The organism is Filimonas effusa (genome assembly GCF_004118675.1).
GTDB lineage: Bacteria > Bacteroidota > Bacteroidia > Chitinophagales > Chitinophagaceae > Filimonas > Filimonas effusa.
Genome location: NZ_SDHZ01000002.1, coordinates 956,916 through 978,572, shown reverse-complemented (window position 1 = coordinate 978,572; position 21,657 = coordinate 956,916). Strand labels below are relative to the sequence as shown.

The 21,657-nt window shown below is 46.1% G+C and carries 19 protein-coding genes; 7 read left to right on the top strand and 12 right to left on the bottom strand.

The features are described from left to right. Nucleotides 1-20: 20 nt before the first annotated feature. Entirely contained in the window at nucleotides 21-905 is an 885-nt protein-coding gene (locus ESB13_RS15215; protein WP_129004493.1) for a lysophospholipid acyltransferase family protein, read from the top strand. Between the two features lie 30 nt (nucleotides 906-935). Here ESB13_RS15215 and ESB13_RS15210 read toward each other — a convergent pair whose 3' ends face one another. From ESB13_RS15210 to ESB13_RS15195, 4 genes are all read right to left on the bottom strand, one after another. Continuing rightward, nucleotides 936-2,348, bottom strand: coding sequence for an MBL fold metallo-hydrolase (locus ESB13_RS15210; protein WP_129004492.1), 1,413 nt, complete (start codon nucleotides 2,346-2,348; stop codon nucleotides 936-938). Between the two features lie 110 nt (nucleotides 2,349-2,458). Next, the gene (locus tag ESB13_RS15205) at nucleotides 2,459-2,788 is read right to left on the bottom strand and encodes an ArsR/SmtB family transcription factor (protein ID WP_129004491.1); all 330 of its coding nucleotides are present in this window, start codon (nucleotides 2,786-2,788) and stop codon (nucleotides 2,459-2,461) included. A 109-nt stretch (nucleotides 2,789-2,897) separates the two neighbouring features. Beyond that, a complete protein-coding gene (gene tsaB, locus ESB13_RS15200) occupies nucleotides 2,898-3,575 on the bottom strand; it encodes a tRNA (adenosine(37)-N6)-threonylcarbamoyltransferase complex dimerization subunit type 1 TsaB (protein WP_129004490.1) in 678 nt (225 codons plus the stop codon). A gap of 54 nt (nucleotides 3,576-3,629) precedes the next feature. Beyond that, the gene (locus tag ESB13_RS15195) at nucleotides 3,630-4,244 is read right to left on the bottom strand and encodes a 3-hydroxyacyl-CoA dehydrogenase family protein (RefSeq protein ID WP_129004489.1); all 615 of its coding nucleotides are present in this window, start codon (nucleotides 4,242-4,244) and stop codon (nucleotides 3,630-3,632) included. 102 nt (nucleotides 4,245-4,346) lie between these two features. On the opposite strand from ESB13_RS15195, the gene ESB13_RS15190 reads away from it, so the two are divergent. Continuing rightward, nucleotides 4,347-4,736 carry a RidA family protein gene (locus ESB13_RS15190; RefSeq protein WP_129004488.1) on the top strand — a complete coding sequence of 130 codons (390 nt, stop codon included), beginning with the start codon at nucleotides 4,347-4,349 and terminating at the stop codon, nucleotides 4,734-4,736. A gap of 122 nt (nucleotides 4,737-4,858) precedes the next feature. Here ESB13_RS15190 and galK read toward each other — a convergent pair whose 3' ends face one another. Together galK and ESB13_RS15180 are read right to left on the bottom strand one after the other, a co-directional pair. After that, nucleotides 4,859-6,022, bottom strand: a complete 1,164-nt coding sequence (gene galK, locus ESB13_RS15185; protein ID WP_129004487.1) for a galactokinase — start codon at nucleotides 6,020-6,022, stop codon at nucleotides 4,859-4,861. 5 nt (nucleotides 6,023-6,027) lie between these two features. Further along, nucleotides 6,028-6,972 carry an aldose 1-epimerase gene (locus tag ESB13_RS15180; protein ID WP_129004486.1) on the bottom strand — a complete coding sequence of 315 codons (945 nt, stop codon included), beginning with the start codon at nucleotides 6,970-6,972 and terminating at the stop codon, nucleotides 6,028-6,030. Nucleotides 6,973-7,100: 128 nt separating this feature from the next. Between ESB13_RS15180 and ESB13_RS15175 the strand changes: the two genes are divergently transcribed. Continuing rightward, nucleotides 7,101-10,640, top strand: a complete 3,540-nt coding sequence (locus ESB13_RS15175; protein ID WP_129004485.1) for a methylmalonyl-CoA mutase family protein — start codon at nucleotides 7,101-7,103, stop codon at nucleotides 10,638-10,640. Nucleotides 10,641-10,682: 42 nt separating this feature from the next. On the opposite strand, the gene ESB13_RS15170 is transcribed toward ESB13_RS15175, so the two are convergent. Further along, nucleotides 10,683-11,525 carry a HEPN domain-containing protein gene (locus ESB13_RS15170; protein WP_129004484.1) on the bottom strand — a complete coding sequence of 281 codons (843 nt, stop codon included), beginning with the start codon at nucleotides 11,523-11,525 and terminating at the stop codon, nucleotides 10,683-10,685. Nucleotides 11,526-11,667: 142 nt separating this feature from the next. Between ESB13_RS15170 and ESB13_RS15165 the strand changes: the two genes are divergently transcribed. The 3 genes from ESB13_RS15165 to ESB13_RS15155 all read left to right on the top strand — a co-directional run bounded on the left by ESB13_RS15165 (nucleotide 11,668) and on the right by ESB13_RS15155 (nucleotide 13,222). Beyond that, a complete protein-coding gene (locus ESB13_RS15165; RefSeq protein ID WP_129004483.1) occupies nucleotides 11,668-11,883 on the top strand; it encodes a helix-turn-helix transcriptional regulator in 216 nt (71 codons plus the stop codon). Nucleotides 11,884-11,975: 92 nt separating this feature from the next. After that, complete coding sequence (locus ESB13_RS15160) at nucleotides 11,976-12,347, top strand: hypothetical protein (RefSeq protein ID WP_129004482.1); 372 nt, start codon at nucleotides 11,976-11,978, stop codon at nucleotides 12,345-12,347. Between the two features lie 134 nt (nucleotides 12,348-12,481). Continuing rightward, a complete protein-coding gene (locus ESB13_RS15155) occupies nucleotides 12,482-13,222 on the top strand; it encodes an energy transducer TonB (protein ID WP_129004481.1) in 741 nt (246 codons plus the stop codon). A gap of 93 nt (nucleotides 13,223-13,315) precedes the next feature. Here ESB13_RS15155 and ESB13_RS15150 read toward each other — a convergent pair whose 3' ends face one another. The 5 genes from ESB13_RS15150 to ESB13_RS15130 form a co-directional block, all read right to left on the bottom strand. Continuing rightward, complete coding sequence (locus ESB13_RS15150) at nucleotides 13,316-13,714, bottom strand: type II toxin-antitoxin system HicB family antitoxin (RefSeq protein WP_129004480.1); 399 nt, start codon at nucleotides 13,712-13,714, stop codon at nucleotides 13,316-13,318. Between the two features lie 27 nt (nucleotides 13,715-13,741). Then, nucleotides 13,742-13,921, bottom strand: a complete 180-nt coding sequence (locus tag ESB13_RS15145; protein ID WP_129004479.1) for a type II toxin-antitoxin system HicA family toxin — start codon at nucleotides 13,919-13,921, stop codon at nucleotides 13,742-13,744. Between the two features lie 226 nt (nucleotides 13,922-14,147). Further along, nucleotides 14,148-14,696 (bottom strand): type 1 glutamine amidotransferase domain-containing protein, encoded by a 549-nt coding sequence (locus tag ESB13_RS15140; protein WP_129004478.1) that lies wholly within the window; start codon nucleotides 14,694-14,696, stop codon nucleotides 14,148-14,150. 383 nt (nucleotides 14,697-15,079) lie between these two features. After that, a complete protein-coding gene (locus tag ESB13_RS15135; protein WP_129004477.1) occupies nucleotides 15,080-17,719 on the bottom strand; it encodes an MGH1-like glycoside hydrolase domain-containing protein in 2,640 nt (879 codons plus the stop codon). Between the two features lie 105 nt (nucleotides 17,720-17,824). Further along, on the bottom strand, nucleotides 17,825-18,802 hold the full coding sequence (locus tag ESB13_RS15130; RefSeq protein WP_129004476.1) for a hypothetical protein: 978 nt from the start codon (nucleotides 18,800-18,802) through the stop codon (nucleotides 17,825-17,827). A 226-nt stretch (nucleotides 18,803-19,028) separates the two neighbouring features. Here ESB13_RS15130 and ESB13_RS15125 point away from each other — a divergent pair, with 226 nt between their 5' ends. Further along, nucleotides 19,029-21,500 carry a TonB-dependent receptor domain-containing protein gene (locus ESB13_RS15125; RefSeq protein ID WP_246022565.1) on the top strand — a complete coding sequence of 824 codons (2,472 nt, stop codon included), beginning with the start codon at nucleotides 19,029-19,031 and terminating at the stop codon, nucleotides 21,498-21,500. The last annotated feature ends 157 nt before the right edge of the window (nucleotides 21,501-21,657 follow it).

Below are 21,657 nucleotides of genomic sequence, written 5' to 3'. Positions count from 1 at the left end.
GTGGTTTGTTGTGTTAGAATATGTATTACATAGTATACCCCATTTTATACCTGTTTTCACTGCTGCCATTCAGGGTGTTGCATCTTTTGAGTGATGTAGTTTATCTTATTCTTTACTATGTAGTCCGTTACCGGCGCGATGTAGTAATGAATAACCTGGAAATAGCCTTCCCGGAGAAGTCCGAAGCTGAGCGCGTAAAGATCGCCAAGGAATTTTACCAGCGTTTTCTTGATAATTTTATTGAGACGGTTAAGTTGCTTTCTATAACCGAAAAGCAGTTGAACAGGCACTTTGTCTGCAATTATGATATCATGCGTGAGCTGCGTGATAAAGGCTTTAAAATACAGGTACACCTTGGGCATCAGTTTAACTGGGAATTTGCCAATGCCAGTTATGCTGCCAATGTTGAAGGTCCTTTCCTGGTAGTATATATGCCTATCACGGCGAAAGCTATGGAGCGCATCTTTGTAAAACTAAGAACGCGGTTTGGCACTAAACTTATTGCTGCTACCCGTTACAGGCAGGAGTTTACGCCTTATGCCAGAGATAAATATGCATTGGTGCTGGTGGGCGATCAAAACCCTGGCGGGCCGGATAATGCATACTGGGCTCCTTTCTTTGGTAAAATGACCCCTTTTGTAAAAGGTCCTGAAAAAGGGGCGAAGTTTAATAATACTGCCGTGGTCATGTGCAAGATCATGCCTGGCAAGAAAAGGGGGTATTATAAAGCACATATGGAGCTGCTGACCACGGAGCCGCGCAGTCTTCCTGAAGGTGAGATAACCCGTAAAATGATCAGCTATATTGAAGACAGCGTACGGGAGCATCCTTCCAACTATTTATGGAGCCATAAGCGCTGGAAATGGGAATATGTTCCCGAGTTACATGAAAAGCTGGTGATCTAGCAGTTATGTAACTGCCAGATCACGTTATACTTAGTTAAGAATTTCAGCTGTTTTTTCGGTGGGGATCTTTGTTTCTTCTTTGATACGTGCCCAGCCGCCTACTACATTACGCAGGTTATGAATGCCCTGGCGTTTGATAAGTGAAGCAGCTATTACGCTGCGATAACCTGCAGCACAATGAATATAAAGATTGTGCGTATCGTGGAAGTCGGCCAGGTTACCGGGATCGGTTAAGCTGGCGAGCGGAAGGTTAATGGCATCTTTTACATGTCCGTCGGCAAATTCCACTTCTTTTCTAACATCCACTACCACCAGGTTTTCATCGAAGGGGAGGTCCATGGCGAGTTCATCGGCTTCTACGTCGATGATCATGTCTATGGTTTCACCGGCTTGCTGCCAGGCTTCAAATCCGCCTTCGAGGTAGCCTATGATCTTATCGAAGCCAACGCGTGCCAGGCGGATCAGGGTTTCTTTTTCCTGTCCTGCTTCTGTGATCAGCAGGATAGGCTGATCGAAAGGTAACAGGCTGCCTGCCCATTCGGCGAAGCGGCCTTCCAGTCCAATAAAGATGGAGCCGGGAACAAAGCCTACGGTAAACATGGGGCCGGGTCTTGTATCCAGCATAATAGCATCCGTTTCGGCCTGCTTTTCTTTGAAAGCGGCTACGCTTAAAGGTTGTAAGCCTTGTTCAATGATCGTATCCAAATTGGTATAACCTTCTTTGTTAATTCTTGCGTTAATGGGGAAATAAAGCGGTGGGGTGCCAAGTCCTTCTGTTACAGCGTTAATGAACGCTTCTTTGCTTTGTGGCTGCAGCGCATAGTTGTGCTGTTTTTGATCGCCGATGGTGCTATGCGTTTCGGGGCCGAGGTTTTTGCCGCAGTTGCTACCGGGGCCATGTGCAGGGTATACAATTACATTGTTAGCCAATGGCATGATCTTTTGCTGCAGGCTATCGTATAACATGCCTGCCAGATCGCTCACGGTTAATTCAGTTCCCTGCTGGGCGAGATCGGGGCGGCCAACATCGCCGACGAATAAGGTATCGCCTGTGAAGATGGCATAGTCTTTACCGGAAGCATCTTTCAGCAGGTAGCAAGTGCTTTCCAGCGTATGGCCTGGAGTATGCAGTACCTGGATCTGGAGTTTGCCTAAAGTAAAGAATTCCTGGTCCTTTGCCACATAAGGTTTGAAGCCGGCTACAGTGCCTGGTCCGTATATAATGGGAGCGCCTGTTGCTTGTGAGAGGTCTATATGTCCGCTCACAAAGTCGGCATGAAAATGAGTCTCGAAGATATATTTTATGCTGGCATTTCTTTTAGCGGCCAGTTGCAGGTAGGCGTCGATATCGCGTAACGGATCAATAATAGCCGCTTCTCCTTCACTTTCTATATAATAAGCCGCCTCACTCAGGCATCCCGTGTACAATTGCTCTACGTACATGACAATAACTTTTGGCAAAGATACAAATCATGATCTAAGCCAGGAATGTTAAAATGCCTGAGTGGGCCAGGCTACATAAATGTAGATATTGGAATTGAGGGCAGTGAAGCTTAAGCTACCAATTGCTCAACGAAGTCGTTCACTTCCTGGAGCCGCTTGTAATTAACGCCATAGTAGATGAACTTTCCATCCCTTTGCGTGGCGACAATACCGGCACGGCGCAGGATAGCTAAATGCTGAGAGGCAACCGACTGCTCGAGGCGGAGTTTTACATATATCTCCGTTACGGTCATACGTTTGTTCTCGTCCAGCAATTTTACCATTTGCTGACGCAATTTATGGTTTAGCGCCCTAAGTATGAGGGCCGCTTTCTTCAGGTGGATGTAATCTACTTTTACACCCCCTTTGGCATCGTTAGTTGTACTTTGCAGGGCGTTCATTGGGTAAAGAAAATGTGTTAAAAAAATAATTCATTGTAAAGATATTATAAATATATTGTTACGAATTGCACGTAACCCTGGTTTTCCCTCAGTTTTAAACAGCTTTTAATTATTTCATTGTTGGGTTAAAGAATTCTTTAAGATAATACGGTTCGCTATATGCCAGGTCTGCAACCTGGTTATTCCGGAACGCAAGTTCTGCAAGTACGCCAAGGTCACCGGCTTCGTGTTGCACATTGCTAAAGAGCGCATTATCATGGGTGATGATCTCTTTGAATTTAGTGCTTCCGTTTCCTGTGAACATTACGACCTGTTTGTCCAGTATTTCTTTAAAGCTTTCGTCTGTTAAAATAACAGCTGAGGGAGATTGTACTACCTGTAGCTGAGTGGTATACATTCCGGTAAACACCTCCATCCGCCGGGCATCTATCATAGGACATAGTAGCCTATCAGAAGCAGGAGCTTCTGCCCTTAATACTGCCTGTGCCATTACCTCAAGGGTATTGACCATCAGCAATGGCTTGCTTAAAGTAAAACAGAGTCCTTTAGCTGTAGCCAGGCCTACTCTCAAGCCTGTATAACTGCCGGGGCCGGCTGTTACTGCTATGGCATCGAGATCGGCCAGCTTATAGCCTGATTTCAACATAAGGTCGCTGACAGCAGGTTGTACAAAGCCTGCATGATTCTTTTGATCCTCATGTTGCAGTTCGTGCAGCACCTTGCCGTTCATGCTTAAACAAACACCGGCTCTTTCGGTAGCTGTATCAATATTTAAAATAAGCGCCATACTCTCAATTAATATGCAAGCTACAATTTTCCTGCAGCCATTTATAAACTCCCTTTATGATACTGCCGAAGCCAGTAAGGCGGCCGGCGTATAACGTTCATCTTCAGTACTCATTATGTTGAGTAATTCATAAACCTGATTTACCCCTATCCGTTGTGCCCATTCAAAAGGTCCGAAAGGATAGTTGGTGCCGAGGCGCATGGCGGTATCTATTTCGGCCGCGCTGCTCAGTTCTTCTTCCAGGGCAAAATAAGCTTCATTGATGATGGCAGCTATAACCCTGCTGCTTATGAAGCCTGGAATATCGGCGACCCATTCGTACTGCCATCCCAAACAAGCCATACACTCTTCTGTGCGCGCCTTTGAATTACCGTCTGTTGCTGCCAATTCCATCACCGGCCGCTGCAAAAAGCCCGGCCATGCATTTAGCCGTACAGCCCCTTCCGGCAGCCTTTTACAGGTTGCGGTTACGGCGTGTACCAACAGTAAGGTATTCACAGGTAAAAGAGGATAAGTAGTTCCGGGAGTATACAGCAGGTCGATCACCACATCAAAGTGTTCCTGGCTCAGTTCTTCCGGTCTGGTTATAAACCGGATCCGGGCACTGCCAAAACCTTTATGTTCCAATGCCTCTTGTTGCCAGGCATAGGATCTCACTGCTATTTGCATACGACAAGCTTAAGTTTCCGGTACGTTTCAAAAGCTAAAGTACAATGTTTACCGAAACTTTTATAATAATGACCGTAAATTGCTGCCGGCAAATCAAATACTATGTCTAAACAAATCATTAAAACCGATAAGGCGCCAGCCCCCATTGGCCCTTATAGCCAGGCTGTGAAAACCGGTGAGCTTTTATTCGTAAGTGGTCAAATTCCTATTGATCCTGCTACCAATGAGCTGGTACAGGGCTCTGTCAAGGATGAGGCGGAGCAGGTAATGAAGAACCTCCAGGCGGTGCTTGACGAGGCTAAACTTACTTTTGAACACGTAGTGAAAACCAATATTTACCTGAGCGACATGGCACATTTTGCCACTGTTAACGAGGTATATGGCGCTTATTTCAAAGGCGATTTCCCTGCCCGTGAAACATTGGCGGTTAAAACACTGCCTAAAAATGTGAACGTAGAAATCAGTATTATAGCTACTGTAAGCCTGGCATAGGCAAAGGGTGCAGACTAAAAAACAGCCGGTTCATCTGCCATGCAGTGTGGCAAATGACCGGCTGTTTTGTGTTCCTGTATTTTTATAAACTGCATTTTAACTCCTGGTTAAAATGCGGGAAATTAAAGTTGGCTAAGCATTTCGTAAGTACCATCGCCGGTTTGCATAATGTACACTTCCGGTGCATGTTTAAACCTGGATGTGTAAACGTCGGAAATAGCAGCTGCGATAGATTCCGCTTCATCGGCCTTTGTTATATTGATGGTGCAGCCTCCAAATCCGCCACCCATTAAACGGGAGCCGATAATGCCAGGATGCTGGTGTGCCTGTTCTACCAGGAAATCGAGTTCAGGGCAGCTTACGTCGTATAATTTGCTCAAACCTTCGTGTGTGGCAAACATCAGTTGTCCGAACTCCTGTATTTTATTTTGTTGCAAGAGGCTGGCAGCTGCCTGTGTGCGTGTAATTTCTTCGGTTACATACAAGCATCTGCGGTATACGTCGGCATCGAGGTGTTCTTTAACCTGTTTTACCTGTTCGGGCGTTATATCCCTGAAGCTTTTAGCCTGGGGATAATGTTGTTTGAGGATAGTTAAGCCTTCTTCGCACTGGCGGCGACGGATATTATACTCACCGCTGGCCAGGGAATGGCTTACTTTGGAGTTAATGAGCATGATCACATACCCGGGGATCTGCAAAGGCAGCGCCTTATATTCGAGGCTGGTGCAGTCGAGCAGCAGCACATGATCCTTTTCTCCCATCATATTGGCGAACTGGTCCATGATACCGCAGTTAACGCCGGGGAAAGTATGTTCTGCTTTTTGGGATAGCTGTGCGATAGCAACCCTGTTGAGTTTCAGGTCGAAAATGGTATTTAAGGCAGTAGCGAGGCCACATTCTACAGCAGCGGAAGAGGATAAGCCGGCTCCTGAGGGCAGGTTGCCGCCAAATACTACGTCGAATCCCTGCAGGGGTAAACCGCGTTTCTGGAACTGGTCTACTACTCCCAATATATAGTTAGGCCAACCTTCTTTCTTTTTAATATCGCTGAGTTCAACCTCCAGGTCTTCCTTCATATCAATGCTATGCACCCTTAATTTGCTGGTATTATTGGGGGCAACAGCGAATACAACACCTTTATCGATTGCGGCAGGCATTACAAAGCCATCATTATAATCAACATGCTCTCCTATCAGGTTGATGCGGCCGGGTGAAAAAAACAGTCGTGGCGCCGCCCCGAACTTTTCTTCGAAAGCCTTTTTTACTTGTTGTTCCTGGTTGTTCATCTGAATTAAATGGTTTCTAATCTGTATGTTGTTGAAAATATAGCCGGGGTATTCTTTTCGAGGCGCATTAAGCCAATGCCATTGTTAAAGGCATCGGGTGCGGCGCTCAGGTTTTCGATGGCAATGCTTTTACGATGCGATGGCGTATAAAGCTGCAGGTAGGGATAGCTTTGATCCGGAATGATGGTCAGGCGCAGTTGTTTGCCTTCGAGGATACAAACCGGTTGCTGAACGGTGGTATCCAATGCAAAACAGTTATCGAGGAAAATGCCTTCCAGTACAGCGGGATCAGCGAAGCGTTTGTCGTCGTGTATTTTACCTGTAGGAATGAGCGTTGCATCGAATTCCAGCATGGAGTTACTGTTGAACTGAAGCGTACAGCTATCTATGGTATCATCTAGTTTAAAATACGGATGCCAGCCATCGGCAATAGGGATGGCTGTTGGGTTCTCGTGTGTAACCGTTGTGGTTACCGTTAAGGTATTACCCTGTTTCAGTTCCCATATCACCTGGATATCATAGTTAAAGGGATATCCTGCATCACTGCCGTTGTAGTGGTGTTGGAGTGTTACCGAAGCGCCTGAGGCATCGGAAGCGGTACTCACTATATCAAAAACGGCATCGTATAAGAGGCCGTGTAATGCATTTGGAGCGTCGTAATATTTTTGGATCGTGAAGTCTTTGCCGCCGAAATGGTATTTACCCAGTTTCAGCCGGCACGGGAAGGGGCTGAGTTTTGCACTCTGAAAGAAGGGCGTAATCGTTTGCGTAGCGCCGGCCGGGTTTTGGAAGCCATCTACTGTATTAAACAAGCCACTTTCCAGCACCACTGAAAAGTTATTAAGCAAAGCTCCGAAACGGTATATCTCTGCTTTGGTGCCGCTGGTTGTATCCTCTAAAATGATTGCCTGATCTGTGTTATTGCCTGATATGCGTACTTCAAAAGACATAGTAAGAATCGTTTAGGTATTAAAGGTACATGGCCTGTACTTATTTCCCTATGATAAATCTCAAATCCTGGCAACATTAGGTTATATTTGGCTAACGATTGTTAGGGAACGAAAACACATAATTGCCAATGAGTCTTCAAGCTAAAATACGACTGGTAACAGCCGTTGCCTTATTCGACGGGCATGATGCCGCTATCAATATCATGCGCAGGATCCTGCAGTCGCAGGGTGCCGAAATCATACACCTGGGGCACAACCGCAGTGTGCTTGAAATAGTGGAGGCGGCTATTGAAGAGGATGTACAGGCTATAGCCATCACTTCGTACCAGGGCGGTCATATAGAGTTCTTCAAGTACATGAAAGACCTGCTTCGTGAAAATGGCTGTGATCATATAAAGATCTTTGGGGGCGGCGGAGGTACCATTTTACCACATGAGATAAAAGAACTGCATGATTATGGCATCACACGGATCTATAGTCCCGACGATGGTCGTACTATGGGGCTGGAGGGTATGATCTCTGATCTGTTGTCGCATTGTGTTTCTGCTGATGCCGTAACGGCATTTAACAATGCCTCTTCCTGCTGGAACGGGAAGAAACCGCTTAACGAGAGCGCCGATATCCGCAGGATTGCGCGTGCTGTTACATTGGCTGAAAATGAAGAAGCTTTTCAGATGCCTGCGTTAAGTGAAGAGGCAACTGTGTCAGTAATACAGGCATCGGAGCCGGGCCAGAGGATGGCTGAAACTGGTTTGCAGCTACAGGGAGCGGCTGGTCAGGGAATGAAGCTGGCGGTTGGCCCTACAGAAGCGATACGGCCTGCCCCTGTATTGGGCATTACCGGTACGGGCGGCGCGGGGAAATCGTCTGTTACCGATGAGCTGGTACGCCGTTTCCTGCATACCTATACTGATAAGACCATTGCGGTTATTTCGGTAGATCCTTCGAAGAAGAAAACCGGCGGCGCTTTACTTGGCGATAGAATCAGGATGAACAGCATCAGTTCTCCCCGTGCCTATATGCGTTCGCTGGCTACCCGGGATGCAGATAAGGCCCTTAGCCACTGTGTTCAGGATGCCATCGATATTTGCAGGAATGCCGGGTATGACTTTATCATTCTTGAATCTGCCGGCGTGGGACAAAGTGATGCCGCCATACTTGATTATTGCGATCTCAGTCTTTATGTGATGACGCCCGAATATGGCGCGCCTTCGCAGCTGGAAAAGATCAATATGCTCGATTATGCTGATTTTATCGTGATCAATAAATTCGACAAAGCCGGGGCACTCGATGCTCTCGACGATGTGCGGAAACAATATAAACGAAGCCGTCAACTGTGGACGGCTTCCAACGACTCGTTGCCGGTATTGGGCGCCATTGCTGCGCAGTTCAACGATGTGGGGATGAACAGGCTTTTTGCCGGCATCATGCAGCTCGTACATACCAAAAGCGGCGTAACGTTCGGGAGTGCGGTTCCCGATATACCCGGTGAAACTTCTGTATCTTCTCTTATTATCCCGGCTGATAAAACCCGTTATCTCAGTGATATTGCCTCTGCTATCCGTGATTATGATTCCTGGGCAGCAGAACAGGTAAAGCTGGCTTCGTTATGGTACAAGTTAAACGGAACAATAGAGGCGCTGCCGGCAAAAGGGGATCAGGTGACGGAGGCGCTTATGTTGCTGCTGGCTGAAACAAAGAGCCAGATACATCCGCAATGTTTGCAGCTCGTGGAAAACTGGCCTGTATTACAGGAACATTATAAACAGGATGCACTGGAATACCAGGTTCGTGGTAAGCTCATCCGGGAATCGCTGGTTTCTCATTCATTGAGCGGCACGCGCATCCCGAAAGTGATACTGCCTGCCTACAATGACTGGGGTGATCTTTTGCGCTGGCAATTGCAGGAAAACCTGCCGGGCCGTTTTCCTTATACAGCCGGCGTGTTTGAGTTGAAAAGAACAGGCGAGGACCCCACGCGTATGTTTGCCGGTGAAGGTGGTCCTGAGCGAACCAATAAACGATTTCATTATGTGTCGCTTGAACAACCCGCCAAGCGACTGTCCACTGCCTTCGACAGTGTAACGCTCTATGGGGAAGATCCCGATGAACGTCCTGATATCTATGGTAAAATAGGCAATGCGGGGGTAAGCGTTGCAACGGTTGACGATGCCAAAAAGTTATACAGCGGCTTTGATCTCTGCGATCCCAAAACTTCGGTGAGCATGACCATAAACGGTCCGGCTCCTGTATTGCTGGCTTTCTTCCTGAATGCAGCTATCGATCAGCAATGTGAAAAATATATCACAGCCAACGAGGGCTGGCAAAGGGTGAATGAGCTGGTTAGCCAAAAATTCGAAGGAACGCAGCAGCCCCGTTATAATGGCAGTTCCGGCAAGCATGAAACCAATGTGGTATCAGATGGTGGCGTTAACGAGAATATAACAGGCCCACCATTGCCGGCCGGCAACAATGGGCTGGGGTTACAACTGCTGGGTTTAAGTGGTGATGAAGTGTTGCCTACAGAGATCTATGCACAGATAAGAGCTGAGGCCGTTCAAAATTTGCGTGGTACTGTACAGGCTGATATCTTAAAAGAAGACCAGGCTCAGAATACCTGTATTTTTTCTACTGAATTTGCGCTAAAACTAATGGGCGATGTACAGGAGTACTTCATCGATGAAAAAATAAAAAACTTCTATAGTGTAAGTATCAGTGGTTATCATATTGCTGAAGCGGGGGCCAACCCTATTACCCAACTGGCATTCACGCTGGCCAACGGCTTTACTTATATAGAGTACTACCTGAGCCGGGGTATGAACATCGATGATTTTGCGCCGAATCTTTCCTTTTTCTTCAGCAACGGTATGGATCCGGAGTATAGTGTGATAGGCCGTGTAGCGCGCCGTATATGGGCGAAGGCTATGAAGTACAAGTATAAAGGAAACGACAGATCGCAAAAGCTGAAATATCATATTCAGACCAGCGGCCGCAGTTTGCATGCCCAGGAAATAGATTTCAACGATATACGTACGACACTGCAGGCGTTGTACGCCATATACGACAATTGCAGCAGTTTGCATACCAATGCCTACGACGAAGCGATCACTACGCCAACGGAAGAAAGTGTACGCCGCGCCATGGCTATTCAGCTGATCATCAATAAGGAATTAGGCAGCGCGAAAACGGAGAATTTCACCCAGGGTTCTTTTCTCATAGAGGAGCTTACGGATCTTGTGGAGAAGGCGGTGTTGCAGGAGTTTGACCGTATCACACAACGTGGCGGGGTATTGGGCGCCATGGAACGAATGTACCAGCGGAATAAAATACAGGAAGAAAGCCTGTATTACGAAAGCCTGAAACATAGCGGTGAGTTACCGGTAGTTGGTGTAAATACCTTTCTGAATAAAAATGGCAGTCCTTCTATGATCCCCAATGAGGTGATACGGAGCACTGATGGAGAGAAGCAGCAGCAGATAGCCAATTTGCTTGCTTTTAAAGCGCGGAATGCCAGCAAGGCAACGGAAGCCTTGTTGCGTTTACAACAAGCGGCCACCAGTAATAAGAATGTATTTGCCGAACTAATGGAAACCGTAAAATACTGCAGCCTGGGGCAGATAACGCATGCCTTATACCAGGTAGGAGGGCAATATCGCAGAAATATGTAGCGGTCAAGGTAAATGAACTGTCTTTATGTAATTACCTGTTACTCAAGCGGCGTTGTGCACTATGCTTGCCGTTCCCGTGACTGTAAGATGCAGTTGATACAGGCGGCCTGCTACTGCCTGTAGCGTAAATTGGGTAACCTGGCAGGAACCATAACGTGACTCGAGGTAGGCTTTGGTTAACTGCAACAATTGAGGTATGAATTCGGGCGTTTCGTGCTGTACTACTGCCAGTGCGGGACAAATAAAACGTGCATACTGATACAGCCGTTCGAGATTATGCGATTGTGGCCTGTAACCTGTTTGAGCGAAAATAAGGGCAGTAAATAACTGTTCTGCGCTTTGGTGTAATAATAAGGCTGCGAGTGCATATTCTTTTCTTCCCATATACAGTTCGACGCCTGCCATAAAAGAATACGCCCGTTGTGCGAAGGCTATTGCTTCTTCATGTATAGGTTTTAAATGTGTATCCGATCGATTGGTTTGCTCTTCGTTATTGATTAAAGCTTCGGGCATGGCATCGTGCCAGAGAAGGGAATTGTTGTGAACACAATTCGCAAAATAATCGCCGCTATTTAAAAGCTGCCGGAACTTAATGCGTGACATTACCCAGGGGATAATAGTGACATTATGCAATGAAAGGCGTTCGATCTTTTCTCTTACTACATGAATGCTACGTGGTCCTTCGGCATCGATAAGTACGAATACAAAACAGGCGTTTGGGTTGAAGCCTGGCTTGTAGTTTATATCGGTATATGCCCAATGACTAAAAATGGAATAGGATTGCAATTCTGTGGCAACTCCCAGGAGATAAACTTTACAAATGCCTGCTGCACGGGCTATTGCGTTAGCAATGACCTTTTGATGTTCCGGTAAATGGCGTTTCATTGGTTTGTGATTAGAGGTGAGCAAGTTAGTTGATTTAGATAAATAAGTTATGGTGTAATTATGCACAATGTGCTGTTTAATGAACTTATTATATCAAATAATGCGCTTATGTTGTTATATTAGTTTATAGAAAATCAATTTTATGGCTGCGAAACAACTCAATCGTTTGAAGGTAGTTCTTGCGGAGCAGGGGCGTACCAATAAGTGGCTGGCGGAGAAGATGCAAAGGCATGATGCTACGGTTTCGCGCTGGTGTCTTAATGATATGCAACCTTCTCTTGAAACCCTTGTAGAGATAGCGGCGGCGCTGGATGTAGATGTGCGTGAATTGTTGTGGGCTACGAAGAAGCGGGAATAGCAGATGCGTTTTTTATACTTTAGATATATTTAATGATAAAAGTCATAGTATGTTTTTGTTTTAACTATTATAATTGATACAATTCTAAAGTTATGGCAAAGCAAACCGGTCCTGTAATACGGGAAGGCACTATTGGTAAATTAAATTTTTACAAGCGGGGTGGGAAGGGATTTCTGCGTAAGAAAAGCAACCTCACCGGGAAGCGCTGGTTTTCGGATCCTGCTTTTGCGGGCAGCCGTAAAAGTGCTGCCAATATGGCGCAGGCTTCCATACTCGCCAGTGCGGCTTATAATGGTATTCCCAAACTGCAGCGTTGCTTTGCGGACTACCGGCGGTTGGCAGGCATAGCATGTAAAATATTGTCGGCGGGAGGCAGTGAGCAGCAGGCGCAGGATATGCTTGCGCAGGAAGCGGCGCAGATATGTCTTAGACCTGCGGTAGAAGGGGGTGAGGGTAACGGTTAAGTTCCTTTAAACGGTGGCGGACTCTTTTGCGGCGGGGGTGTAGTGCTGCGGTGAAAAGAAAATATTATCTTGCCGGCGCCTTATTTGCGTCCGGACAGGAAGCTTTAATTTTTACCAGTACTAAACCCTATAACATGAAATCCCTTTTCGCAGTGCTGCTTGTTTTATGGGGCAGCGCGTTGTTTGCACAGAATGATACCGTGTATCGTTACAATCTTAATCCCAAGCCCACTTCAGGCAAAGATTCCATAGCTTCTATAGATAAGCTGGTAAAAGAGGGTAATGGATGGCATTTGTTCCAGTACCGTTACAGTGACAATGTGCTTATTCATGATAAGACACTGACGGATTCATCTGCCAAAACCCCAATGATGGATGGCGTGTTCAGGATATATTATGAATCGGGCAGATTAAAGGATTCTGCTATTTATGAAAGGGGCAATATGGTGCTTTTGTATCATTATTACAAAAGTGGTCCTCTTATGGCTGTTGTGCACTTTGATAAAAAAGGGGATTTTGTTGCGGTAGAAGGGATAGACAGTATTGGCAGGCCCATTCCGGATTTTATTTACCAGCAGCAGGCTACTTTTAACGGTGGTGATAAGGCCTGGCGCGAGTACCTGGCAGCAAGCCTGGTTAAGAACCAGCCGCGAGCGTATAAGAAGGGCGCTATTGGTGGAGATGTGGTAATCGACTTTTCAGTGGATAAGCAGGGGCATATTACGGATGTTCGGGTAAGCAGCAGTTCGGGATATCCCGAACTTGATGAGCATGCTTTAAACATTGTTAGAAACGGCCCTGACTGGAACCCTGCGATACAATATAATCAGCCGGTCATTTACCGTCAGCGGCAGAAGCTTACTTATGCCAATTAGATTGTTTTGTGTACTAATGGGCATAAATGCAGATTGAACTATTGCATTTGAATAATGGTTATGCCGGATTAAAAGTAATGAGATATGATGTTGCTACAATTCCACCGACATAAGTTCGCTACCTAATGCGTGCAGCGCTTTTTGCAGCTTTTCTTTTTGAGCAGGTCTTGGTTTTTTGAGGCCGCTTGAATAATGTTGCAGCTGGCGCTGGTTAATGCCGGTAATGTGTTCCAGTGCAGATTTTGTAAATACTTTGCCGTAGTATTTTAGCAGACTTTCCATATCGAATTTAAATACCAGTGCATAATCACCTTTTAAAATGGCTGGTATGTTTTTTTCTGAATTGTTTTCCATCAATAAACGAATTGCTTCCAGGATCGAGGTTTTGGCTTCCTCTACCGTATCGCCTGCTCCGTAAATGCCGGTTATATTTTCGGCATAGGCGCTGTAGTGGTCTTTACTTTTTTCGATGATAATTCTTACTGTTTTCATTTTGAGTTTGTTATTAATGGAATGAGGTTAGTTAAGTTGCATTTCTTTTATTATTTTTTTTCTCAGTCCTTCGCCTATCTCTTTGGTTCCGTGAAAAGGAACAGGGTAGGTTCGCCCTTCCTTTTCGTAAATGTAGTGGCTGCCTTCTGTACGTATATGCGTCCAGCCACTACGACGAATCTTTCGATGTAATTCGCTGTATTTCATGGTTAGCGGTTGAAATGATCTATAAGGATCGATTGTAAAGGTAGTAAATTTACTACTTATTTTGATAGGGATCCGTATTTTAAATAAAATTAAATGTGCGCAGTTTTCGTTGGGGGATATTGGAATTGTTACTGTGCCGGAGGGGCGTGGGCGGGAAATTGAAAGCCTGTAATACGGGCGGCATTACAGGCTTTTAGTTCTTTTTTTGAGGTTGGATGGCTAATGCCTAGGCGTGTACTCCTTCGGCAATTTCTTCTATCATTTTTTTGTTAAATGCTTCCAGGTCTTTGGGGCTGCGGCTGGTTACCAGGCCGTTATCTGTAATTACTTCTTTGTCTTCCCATTTTACGCCGGCATTGACGAGGTCGGTTTTAATGGAAGGGTAGGAGGTCATATTGCGGCCTTCGAGCAGGCCTGTTTCGATGAGTAACTGCGGGCCGTGGCAGATGGCGGCCAGTGGCTTACCCGATTCGAGGAAATGAGTAGCAAAGGATACATATTCCTGCTGTCCGCGCATCTGGTCGGGGTTTAGTACGCCGCCGGGGACCAGGAGGGCGTCGTAGTCTTCTGCAATTGCTTCGGATAGAGATACGTCTACAGGTAATTCTATGGACCAGTGGTCATGATCCCAGGCTTTGACCTTTCCTTCCTGTTTTGATACGATATGCACGGTGGCGCCTGCTTTTTCCAGGGCCTCTTTGGGACTTGTTAACTCTACTTCTTCAAAACCATTTTCGGTTAAGATCGCTACTTTTTTACCGTTGAGTGTTGACATAGTGTTTGCTTTTATATTAACAAATGAATTTGCCTGTGGAGTGCTGCAAAAGCCATGCCCCCGAGGTACATGATATTGTTAATGCAAGTCAGCTTATTGTGACTCAGGGAGGGGAGTTGCTTAACAAGTTAGCCGGACGTATCAACTGATGCAGGATAAATACTCTTTATTATTTCTGCGCCGGCAAGAGGAGGTGCGCCATATATGCCCTATTAGCGTGTATGGAGAAATTGCAGGTATTGTGATTATAGCGTTTTTGTGCCTGCTCTTGTGGGTGTGGTTTGGGAGGATGCCGTTTCAGTTGAAAGCTGGGATAATAACAACGCTGCCCTCGTTTTGGGTTGGGCCGGGGCAGTGTTGTTATTACCTGGTAGGGTGAGCTGTCAGGTGGATGATTGTTTTTTATCTTTCTTTTCTGCTGTTTCGCTTATTAGTGAAGCTACCAGAGCTGTCCAGCCGGTCTGGTGGGCGGCGCCAAGGCCGCTGCCGGTGTCGCCGTGGAAATATTCATAAAAGAGGATAAGGTTTTCGTTGCCCGGTTGCTGGTAAAACCAGTTGTATTTGCCGTGTGAGGGGCGGGCGCCTGAAAGGTCTTTTTCGAAGAGGCCTATTACCCTTTTGGTAAGGGCGTCGGCGACTTCTTTCAGTTCCATTTTTTTGCCGGAGCCGGTGGGGTATTCTACTTCGAGGCGGCCGTTGTAGAATTCGCCGAACTTTTTGATGGACTGTATGATGAGGTAATTGATGGGCATCCATACGGGGCCGCGCCAGTTACTGTTGCCACCGAAAAAGTTGGAGGTGGAATCGCCGGGATCGTATTGAATAGAGTATTCTACGCCATCTATCTGAACGGAATAGGGGTATTGTTCATGGTATTTGGAGAGCGCCCTTATGCCGCCATTGGAAAGAAATTCTGTTTCGTTCAGCAGGCGTTGCAGTAATGCGGTGAGTTTTTCCTGTGAGATAAGCGACAGTAAAATATTGTTGCTGCCTGTGCGTTCTTCGTTGGGCCAGAACTTATTGTTTTTGGTCCTGTAGTTTTCGAACCAGGTAATGCGTTTGGTGAAATCGTCGAGGCGGCGGGATACTGTTTTTTCGATGATGGATACAGCGAATAAGGTTGTAAGGCCTACGATAGACTGAATTTTCAGGCGCAATGGTTGAGTGCCTGGGGCTACGAGCATATCGTAGAAGAACTTATCCTCGTCGTCCCACATGCCCAGTTCGTTCAATGCTTCTGCGATGAGGATGAAGTGTTCGAAGAATTTGGTGGCAGTGTCTTCGAATGAAATATCATGCATGGCAATTTCGATGGCCATATCCATGAGGTTGAGGGCGTACATGCCCATCCAGCTGGTGCCATCGGCCTGTTCCAGGGCCATTTGTCCGTGCAGTTGGATGCTGCGGTTAAAGACGCCTATATTATCGAGACCCAGGAAGCCGCCTTCGAAGATGTTATTGCCGTTGGGGTCTTTACGGTTTGTCCACCAGGTAAAGTTGATAAGCAGTTTCTGGAAGATACGTTTCAGGAAAGCCACGTCGCCTTTACCGGTATTCTTTTTTTCGATATGATAGACCTGCAGGGCGGCCCAGGCGTGTACGGGGGGATTTACGTCGCTGAAATTCCATTCGTATGCGGGGAGCTGGCCATCGGGTTTCATATACCATTCGCGCATTACCAGGATCAACTGGTGTTTGGCAAATGTGGGGTCTATCATGGCCATGGGGATGCAATGGAATGCCAGGTCCCATGCGGCATACCAGGGGTACTCCCATTTGTCGGGCATGAGAATGATATCCTGGTTTTTAAGGTGCGGCCAATCGTGATTGCGGCCCAATGTTCTTTGGGTGCTTAGCGGTGAAATGCCATCGGGGACGGAGAGCCAGCGTTCGATATCAAAATGATAATATTGTTTGCTCCATAATAGTCCTGCGAGCGCCTGCCGCTGGATCTGCTTTTGCTGTTCTGTGATGTGGGCGGGTAAAATGGCTTTATAGAAGTCGTCGGCTTCTGTTTTGCGTTGCTGAAAAATTTCTTCGAACCCGTGTGCGAAGGGTTCGTCTATCAGGTTGTCTGATAAGCGCAGGTATAGCGTTTTAGCGGCGCCTCCGGGCACTTTATATTTGAAGACGGGTGAAAACTTAGTGCCTTTATCCAGTTTGCGCAGCAGATCGACATTCTTGTTTTCTATAATGGCGTCATTAATGGCATCTTTTACGAAAGGGGCTGCGTTAGGCTTTTTAAAGAGCTTTTCGTTGTTGCTTTCGTTTTCGGTAAAGAACTGGTCTTCTGTTTTAGGGAAATAAAAATAATAGGAGCCCAGCCGTTCATGTTTTGCCTTCACGGTGCCGTGATTCACACGGGTGATGGAAGGTTTCTTTTCTACGCCACCGTATTGCCAGCGGTTATAGAACCATAGTGTAGGCAGCAGTGTGATGGGCGCCGCTGTTTTTCCACGGTTAACCACTTCTATTTTAATTCCAATATCGCACTTGCTGAATTTAGCGTAGGTGATATAAACGTCGAAGTATTTGTTGTCGTTAAATACGCCGGTATCTAGGATTTCGTATTCGGGTTCTGCTTTGCTGCGGTTGCGGTTTGTTTCGGCCAGATCGGTGTAAGGGAATGCCTGTTGCGGGTATTTATATAACATCCGCATATAGTAATGCGAAGGAATATTATCGAGGTAGTAATAGAGTTCTTTTACGTCTTCGCCGTGGTTGCCTTCGTAGTTGCCGAGGCCGAACAAGCGTTCTTTCAGTATTTTGTCTTTACCGTTCCACATGGCAACGGAGAAGCAGAGGTTCTGGAAGAAATCGCAAATGCCGCCGATGCCATCTTCGCCCCATCGGTAAGCGCGGCTGTGGGCATGGTGAAAAGGGAAATAATTCCACGCATCTCCATTTTCGCTATAATCTTCTCTTACTGTACCCCATTGCCGGTCCGATAAATATGGTCCCCATTGTTCGAGTGGTACTTTTCTATTTGCATTTGCTTTTAAACGTTGTTGTTCTGCTGTCATAATTACACGCTGTTAGATCAATCTACTATTGGCAGGCAGCCGAAGCCGGATCATGTGAAATTAACACTAACTCACTATTAAAATGAGTTGCAGTGCGTAGCGGGTTTAGAACTGATTGATTTTGGTTGGTGTTGTATGCTGATTATCCGTATTCTGGACAGGCGGCTTCAGCAGCTCTCTGAACGTTTTATCTACAGGAATCAGGATATATTTTTCTTTGGGTTTAAACTGGAAAAACTCAACTACCCTGCCAAAGAATGGTTTTTTCTTTTTGGAGCGTTTATCGATGCGTTCTTTGGCGGCTGCTACCTGTTCGACCATATGGGTGCCGTCGTCAGTTTGTGTCCATCGTGTACAGTGTTCTGTAGAGTCGAGGTGTTTTATTTCTGCGAAGGTGGCGGCGCAGTGTTTCGGGTGGGTAGAATCGGGTGTGCAACACCATTGGATCTTTACGTTAATAGGCATATTCACCACTACATATTTGTTGGAGTGGTGAATAGGTGCTTTTGTCATGTATCCGTGGATATGGTCATCGGAGAAGCGCATTCGTATGGTTACGATCTTTTCTTCCTGTTCTTCGAGGACTATTTTCTGGAAGACTATTTTGAGGGAATCCATTTCAGAGGGCCTCATATGTTTAATGTTGTAGGCCATTTCGAAGGGGATTTCGCAGTCTTCGAGTTTGGTGATCTCTCCTTTATTGGCCGGTTTGCCGCTTCCTGTGGTGTCATGTGCCTGGCTGGTGCTGTCGCCGGGCAGGCCGGTGGCGGGGCTCGCTGCGGAGGCGATTTCTTCGGCCAATGCGATGGCGTTTCTTCTTTTATCGGCTTTAGCCTGGAGTTTCCTGGCTTTCCTGGAAAGTTTTACTGTGGCGGAATCTTCTGAATGTGTATTGGCGGGGCCGGTTGTATTGATGATAGCGGCACTGGTATCTATGCCTTTTTTGCCGGCCGAGCCGGCCGGTGGGGTTTGGGCATTTGCGCTTAGTGTAAAGACATAACAATAGCATACCATCACGGTCATCCTGATTGCTATATACTTCACCATGGCATACCGATGCTGAGGAGCCAGGGTCGAAAACATAGAATTTGGGTTTTTGTGAGTTACGCTGGCACAACCAAAGGGATCCATGTTATGGTTTGTTCGCACATATAACATAGATGGGGAAAGATACGGCAATAACAGGAGATAACAAAAATCGCCCGGTTGCCACTTATGTTTTATTTCATGCCGTTAATACATACTTGCCTGGCGAGTGGGTTTATTTCACTGCATTTTTGTTTCCTTTTCTTCGATAAATCAACTCGCTATGAACCCAAACCAATATCTCGTGCTTCTTATGTTTTTGCTGCTGGCCAGTGCAGCCGGAGCCCAACAAATTTCAGGGACTGTAAAAGATGCTGATAATAAGCCTGTAACGCAGGCTGTTGTATCGCTTTTGCGTTTGTCTGATTCCGTTATTTTAAAAAATGAGGTAACGGATAAGGGCGGTGTATATGAATTTGTTACAGTTGCTGAAGGCGCTTATTTTTTAAGTGTTTCTCATATTGGCTATGCTTCTGCATTCAGTAATGTTATTAAGGTTGGCAAACAATCGCGGATCGCGGTTCCTGTTATCGTGCTGTCGAAGGTTGTTGCAAGCCTGCAGGGTGTTACGGTGACCAGTAAAAAGCCTATGATAGAGGTGAAAGCGGATAAAACAATTGTAAATGTTGAAAATACTATCAACGCTGTTGGGAATGACGCCCTGGAGCTTCTGCGTAAATCGCCCGGCGTTATGGTTGATAAGGATGACAACCTGAGCCTTAGCGGAAAAAATGGTGTACAGGTTTTTATAGATGGCAAGCCCTCCCCCTTTTCGGGTAAGGATCTTGCGGCCTATTTAAGGTCGCTTCAGTCGAGCGAGGTGGAGTCGATAGAGCTTATTACCAATCCTTCGGCTAAATATGAGGCGGCTGGCAATGCGGGCATCATTAATATCCGGCTTAAGAAGAATAAGGCTTTTGGGACGAACGGGTCGCTTTCGGCGGGATATAATGTTGGTATTTTTTCTAAATACAACAGTTCTTTTGCCATCAACCACAGGAATAAAAAACTCAATTATTACGGTAGCTACAATTTCAATAAGGCTCGTAATGAATCCTTTACTGATTTTTACCGGTTAGTGCTTGATTCTGTATTTGATCAGCATAGTTTGGATATTGGCACCTTTGATGGTAATGCGTTCAGAGGTGGGGTTGACTATTATGCCAACAGGAATCATACTTTCGGATTTGTTGTCATGGGTAATATCAACAGCCATACCAATCGTATGAGGAGTAATACGGAGATCAGTTACCGGCCTACGGGTAAGACCATCCGTTTGCTGGATGCAAGCAATAATGTTAGTGATGAAAGGAATAATGTGAATGCTAATTTCAACTACAGGTTTGCGGATACGCTTGGTCATGAGTTGAACATTGATGCGGACTACGGCGCATATCGTTTGCGTACGGACCAGTTTCAGCCTAATACTTATTATACGCCATCACGTTCTTCTGTTATAAGTGAGGCTGTATACAGGATGAAATCGCCTACCGATATCAATACTTATGCTATAAAGGCGGATTATGAACAGGATTATAAGAAGGGCAAACTTTCGATGGGTGTGAAATCGAGCCTTGTGGATGCCGATAATGATTTTGGCCGTTACAATGTATTAAGCAGTAAAGAAAGCATGGATTCTTTGCGATCGAATACTTTCAATTATAATGAGAATATCAATGCTGGTTATGTGAACTACAACAAGCAGTTAAAAGGTGTGATGGTACAGGTGGGGCTACGGGTGGAGAACACCAATGCGAAAGGCACTTCTATCGGGTATCAATATTTGAATGGTGATTATGCCAGGTATGATTCGAGCTTTACGCGTAATTATACCGATGTGTTTCCGAGTGCGGCTGTTACCTGGAATAAGGATCCTGCCAACCAGTGGTCGCTGGCTTACAGCAGGCGTATAGACCGGCCTAATTACCAGTATCTGAATCCTTTTGAGTTCAAGCTCGATGAATATACTTATGAGAAGGGTAATACGCGGCTAAACCCGCAGTATACGAATAGTGTACGGGTAACGCATGTGTATAAGTATATGCTTACGACGGCATTAAGTTATAGCCATGTGTCGGACATATTTTCGTCACTGGTTGATACGGCGGAGCGTTCGAAGGCTTTTATAAGCCGTAAGAATCTTGCGAGCCAGGATGTGGTAAACCTGAATATAAGTTTGCCGGTACAGATTAAGAAGTATTCAGGGTTTTTCAATTTGAGCAGCAGTTATTCTCACTATAAAGCCAAGTTTGGAGAGGGGCGCACCGTTGATCTTAGTGCGTTTAATGCGCTGTTGTATATGCAGCATAGTTATAAGTTCACGAAAGATATCACGGGTGAAGTGTCGGGGTTTTACAATTCGCCCTCTATATTCCAGGGGACGTTCAAATCGCGGAAGATGTGGGGTGTTGATGTGGGAGCGCAATATTCGTTCATGAAAGGTAATATGACGTTAAAAGCTACTGTCAGCGATGTGTTTCAGACCATGCGCTGGTGGGGGGAAAGTGATTTTGCGGGTCAGTGGGTACGTGCCAATGGGGGATGGGAGAGCAGGTTGCTGAAGTTAAACCTGTCGTGGCGTTTTGGCAGCAGCCAGGTGAAGGCTGCGCGTCAGCGCAAGATGGCTACGGAGGAAGAGAACAAGCGTATCAATGGCGATGGAGGTGGCAGCGGAGGGCCTGGCGGAAGGAATTAGGGCTGTGCAGTTTTTGCCAGGCATAATATATAGCCAGGCATAATATATAACCTTGTGGCGATACCCCTCCTGCGATCGATGAGATTGGCCGGAGGGGTATTTTGTGTTCAGATACCGCTCATGTTTTATTTCATTCCGTTAATATATGTGTGCTTGC